Source organism: Pseudomonas sp. B424, from assembly GCF_055408345.1.
Genome location: NZ_JBUZTL010000054.1, coordinates 1 through 4,593 on the forward strand (window position 1 = coordinate 1; position 4,593 = coordinate 4,593).

The 4,593-nt window shown below is 58.0% G+C and carries 6 protein-coding genes; 3 read left to right on the forward strand and 3 right to left on the reverse strand.

The annotated features are described in order from the left end of the window. The coding region (locus ACZRMS_RS26070) for a hypothetical protein (RefSeq protein ID WP_463997621.1) at window positions 1-235 on the reverse strand (235 nt) is incomplete at its 3' end. 203 nt (window positions 236-438) lie between these two features. Here ACZRMS_RS26070 and mobQ point away from each other — a divergent pair. Further along, window positions 439-2,334, forward strand: coding sequence for a MobQ family relaxase (mobQ, locus tag ACZRMS_RS26075; protein ID WP_073509959.1), 1,896 nt, complete (start codon window positions 439-441; stop codon window positions 2,332-2,334). A gap of 79 nt (window positions 2,335-2,413) precedes the next feature. On the opposite strand, the gene ACZRMS_RS26080 is transcribed toward mobQ, so the two are convergent. Then, the gene (locus ACZRMS_RS26080) at window positions 2,414-3,253 is read right to left on the reverse strand and encodes a replication initiation protein (RefSeq protein WP_083602150.1); all 840 of its coding nucleotides are present in this window, start codon (window positions 3,251-3,253) and stop codon (window positions 2,414-2,416) included. 528 nt (window positions 3,254-3,781) lie between these two features. Between ACZRMS_RS26080 and ACZRMS_RS26085 the strand changes: the two genes are divergently transcribed. Continuing rightward, on the forward strand, window positions 3,782-4,057 hold the full coding sequence (locus tag ACZRMS_RS26085; protein ID WP_073509956.1) for a type II toxin-antitoxin system Phd/YefM family antitoxin: 276 nt from the start codon (window positions 3,782-3,784) through the stop codon (window positions 4,055-4,057). Beyond that, on the forward strand, window positions 4,029-4,334 hold the full coding sequence (locus ACZRMS_RS26090) for a Txe/YoeB family addiction module toxin (protein WP_125863041.1): 306 nt from the start codon (window positions 4,029-4,031) through the stop codon (window positions 4,332-4,334). Before ACZRMS_RS26085 ends, ACZRMS_RS26090 begins: the two co-directional genes overlap by 29 nt. A 74-nt stretch (window positions 4,335-4,408) precedes the next feature. Here the strand turns inward: ACZRMS_RS26090 and ACZRMS_RS26095 are convergent. Continuing rightward, window positions 4,409-4,593, reverse strand: a 185-nt coding sequence (locus tag ACZRMS_RS26095; protein WP_463997622.1) for a hypothetical protein, incomplete at its 5' end; no start/stop codon positions are given.

Consider the following 4,593-nt stretch of genomic DNA (forward strand, 5'->3'; position numbering starts at 1 on the left):
CCGTCCGTTCTGTCGGACGGGTCAAGAATCCATCCATCAGTGACAGCAGATCATTTAACCCACCACCTGGGAGTACTGCGGTTCGTTTGAGGTGGTCGAGGGTGGCCGCCCCTACCAACACCTTGACCCGGTCATCCTCCTTCTTGGTGTTGGCTTTGATGCGTGCTTCCGATTGCTGGATACGGGCGTTGAGTTGATCCCGTTTACGCTTGAGTTCTTCCAGATCGTTAGCCATTCAGTCCGTCCTAGTGTGATGAAAGAACCGAGCATATACCGTGATCTTGTGGTTGATCCAGGTGATGCGGTTTCTGTGGATTTACATTAAAGTAATGGCTGACATAGATGCCCCCGAAGCAAAGCAAGGGCGCACTTTAGCAATCTACGATTGCGTGCGGCCCCTACGGGGCAAATCAAAAGCAAGATCAGGAGCAAAGCGGCGTGGCGATTGGGTCGGCCAGTGTTCAGAGCATCAGCAGAAGCGGTGGCCGTTCGGCCACTGCCGCTGCTGCGTATCGCACTGGCCAGAAAATCACCGACGAGCGCACTGGGCAGATTCACGATTACACCCGCAAGGGTGGTGTCGTGGATCTGGCCATGTACCTGCCGAACGGTGCCCCGGCCATGACCACCGCCGAGCTGTGGAACAAGGCCGAATCCGCCGAGAACCGGAAGAACAGCCAGGTCGCTCGCGAGCTGTTGGTGGCATTGCCGCATGAGTTGACCGAGGTGCAGCGACGGGAACTGGTGGACGCCATCGCCGGGGCGATGGTCGAGCGCTACGGCGTAGCAGCCGAGGCCGCGATCCACCGTCCTGGAGCGGAAGGGGATCAGCGCAACCACCATGTGCACCTGATGTTCACCACCCGGCGGATGGATGCCAGCGGGCAGCTCACCGAGAAAACTCGCGAGCTGGACGTAAAGCCGCGTAGTTCGGCAGAGATGCTGTGGATCAGGGGCATGGTGGAAGAGTCCACCAATCAGGCGCTGGAGCGTGCCGGGCTCGATGAGCGCATCGACATGCGCAGTCTGGCCGACCAAGCCGCTGCGGCTATGGCTGAATTCGACATAGGGCCGCTGCCGCTGGATCAGCATGCGGACGCCCTGATGCGATTCATGGAGACCCTGCGGCTGCCGACCCTGCATGAAGGGCCCGACCTCACGGCGGCCAAGCGGGCAGCCAAGCGACGGGCCGAACCGTCCCTGTCCATTCTCGCCCAGGAGAATGAATTACGCGGAGAGCGCCAAGAGCTGGCCCAGCTCGATGCGCAGATTTACCACTTCGAACATTTCGCCCCGTTGCAGGCCGCTGCTGCGGCTGCGCGGCAGCAAGAGCAAGAACGCCAGGAACAAGGCCGTCGCGTGGCCGAACTGCGCCGCCAACTCAGCGAGGCCAAGAACGCGATCCATCACGGCAAAACCACTGCTGGGGTTTTGCGCGGACGGCTGAACGCTGAGCCCCCGCCCGTCGTGGCTGAGGCCCAGCGGCTGAAGGGCCAGGCCGAGCAGGCCAAGGCACAGGCGCAACAATGGCGGGAGAAGCATCCGACCAGGGCATGGGTGGCTGACACGTTTGGCCGCACGCTTGAGGTGGATCGGGTGGCCGATAAGGCGGTCGATCAGTTCAACACGTCGCAGGAACTTGTGCAGGCCCGACAGTGGCAGGCCGACCGCCGTGAACTGAGCGTCGAGCTGGAGCGCATCGAGGCGCAATTGCCGACGTTGGCCAAGCAGCCGCGCCGTATCGAAGACGAGCTGCTGTTGCATTACGGCGACGACAAGTTGCGGCAGGACATCGAGGACAGAATGCGGGTGGTCAAGGGACTGGAGCGCTCCATGGACGCGGAGCGCCGCGACCATGTGCGTGGCGCGAGGATGGAACTGGTCAAACGGCTGGAACTCTCCCCGGCTGGGTCTGACCTGGTGGAGGCTTACCGCGACGTCGAGCGTTTGTTGGAGCAGGCCCAGCGGCTAGAGGCCGACTGCGCCCAAGCGCGCAAACTGGAGGTGCTGGTGGCGACGCAAAGCACACTGAGTGATGCCCGCCGTCTGATCGAGAAAAGCCAGCACCGGGCGCAGCCCGAGCTGGTTGAAGCGCTCAGCGCGATCCAAGAGCAAGAGAAACAGATCCGGCAATTGCGGGGGATGTATTCGAATCAGTGGCCCGAGCTGGACGCCCTTAAGCGCCTGCAGGGCGATGCCTGCGCTTTGCGTGACATGGTTGAGGGCAACCGCGAGCAACACGCCATGTCGCGCCCTGAGGAGCGTATACAGGCGCGCTCAGAACCAGAATCAGGGCCAGAGGATAAGCCGCGCAGCATGCCGCGCATGAGGTAAGCACCCCATTCTATAATCGCTCTATAATCGACTATAAAGCGCTACAGGCCTCGTAATACGCGGCCTCCAACTTGGGTACTTAGGTATTTAGGCCGCTCAGCTGCATCTGTTTCAGTCTGGCGTTTGCTGCTTCCTCGCTCTCGCCGGGCTTTGCAAAGCGAGACATTTCCAGCGCAGTCAGCTTGCCGCTCTTGCGCTTCGCCGGGGCTTTTCCCACCGCCTTGGCGGGCTTCTTCGGCCCAAAGCTGAACGCCAGATGTGTGACCTTGCGCCCGGTCTTGCGCTGCGTCCACTCCACCTGTAGCGGGCTGTGCTCGTTGATCTGCTTGATGGCAGGCTCAAGCACCCATTTCTTGAAATCCTTGATCGAGGGGTAGCGGTCTTCCAGTTGGAACCACTCACGCAGCTGGTCAATTTCTATTTCGCGCTGCCCGATGCTGTCCCATTGCATGAGTAGCTCGTAAAGCCTGATCGCGTGGGTGCTGTCCATCTTGGCCACGTCAGCCAAGGCGTATTTGGTGAACTGTTTTGTGAGTTCAGTCAGGTACGGCAGCATGTCCTTGGTGAACCTGAGTTCAACACGCCCCTCACCCTCCCGATAGATGATCGTTTGCACCCAGCCGGTAATCATTACGCTTGGTCGTTTCCCCCGGCCATTGGGTTCTTGGGTCAAGCGGACTTCCCGCCGTTTCAGGCGCAGGGCCGCTTCTTTGAGCTGGCTGTAGGAGGATTCGATAGGGACACCCGCCATCGTAGAGATCTCTTCAGCCGTCACCGAATACATCACCTCATCGGTGACTGGCTCGTTCCTTTTCACCTGACTGATACAGGCCAGAACGATCCGCTGCTCTTGGACACTGAGACGGTAAGCTGCCTCGACTAGGGCATTACTTTTGTAAACCATCGGCGGTGAACCCATGCACTACTCCATGTGTATAAAGGGAGTTGGTATCTATCTCCCCTTATACAACAAATCCCTCCCCTCACAACAACAAATCCCTCCCCTCACAACAACAAATCCCTCCCTTAATGGCAACAAATCCCTCCCTTTTTAAACGCTACAGAGCACGTAATCCGTGGCCTGTAGACGACCGAAAAGGTTTAAAAGGGAAAAGGAAAAATAAGCGCTGAAGCAAAAAAACAGTGATCAGATCCAAAACCGGCGCCCCTCCAGTCCCTGCTCGCCCTCCCAGCGACGCGCTCGGCTCAGGTTGCTGCAAGGGCGTTTCGCTCCTTCGAGGCGCTGGCTTCGCCCTGCGCGCTCCGCTTGCCTGCGGCCAGTCGGGGGGGGACCTTGACTTTTGTACAGAACGTGGTACAATGTTCGTAGTGATTGGCTGGGAATCAATCGCACTGATAAGCACTGAGCAACACTTACTTGTCCGAGCATTAGCCTCGGGCCACCCCCCCACTTTCGCTTCTGGCTAACCCAGAAAGGAAATTGAATATGCAAGTACTGTCTTTTAGCCAGGCCCGTGCCGACCTAAAGCAGACAATGGATGATGTTTGTCGGGACCACGAGCCCGCTGTAATCACGCGTCAGCGTGGCGAACCTGTAGTTATGCTCTCCTTGGATGACTACAACGGACTGCGCGAAACCATGTATCTACTGGGATCGCCTGCAAACGCCAAACGCCTACGTGAATCCATTGATCAGCTCCGGTCCGGTAAAGCCGTTACCAAGGAGTTTTTGATTGATGAGCACCCAGAAGCAGAAGAATAAAGAACAAGTCCGCAGCGCCGTCACTGTCGCGTTTACAGCCCATGGTTGGGATGACTATGAGCACTGGAAAACCGCCGACAGCGACATCTTCGATAAGATCGATACTCTGATCAAAGAATGTCTCCGAACCCCTTTCAAAGGCACTGGTAAACCAGAATCGCTAAGTGGCGATCTTTCTGGTTTTTGGTCGCGCCGTATTACTCGTGAGCACCGCTTGGTCTACCTGTATGAAGGCGGGGTTTTGACGATTATTGGCTGTCGTTTCCACTACGATTAGTCATGAGTGAATGGTGAGTACGACCTTTGACCTGGTTCGCTTACAGCGACCAGGATGAAGACCGAGGCATGCCATCATTCCCCCTCCTGCGCGGCAGCGCCCTTAATACCAATTACACGGTGCAAGGCCTCAGAGCCGCGCTTGTCCGTGCCCAGAACAGCCGTCCGTTCTGTCGGACGGGTCAAGAATCCATCCATCAGTGACAGCAGATCATTTAACCCACCACCTGGGAGTACTGCGGTTCGTTTGAGGTGGTCGA

What these genes read in the sequence shown, in the direction of transcription:
- ACZRMS_RS26080 (WP_083602150.1), bottom strand. Translation starts at nt 3,253, where the DNA reads ATGGGTTCACCGCCGATGGTTTACAAAAGTAATGCCCTAGTCGAGGCA.
- ACZRMS_RS26085 (WP_073509956.1), top strand. Translation starts at nt 3,782, where the DNA reads ATGCAAGTACTGTCTTTTAGCCAGGCCCGTGCCGACCTAAAGCAGACA.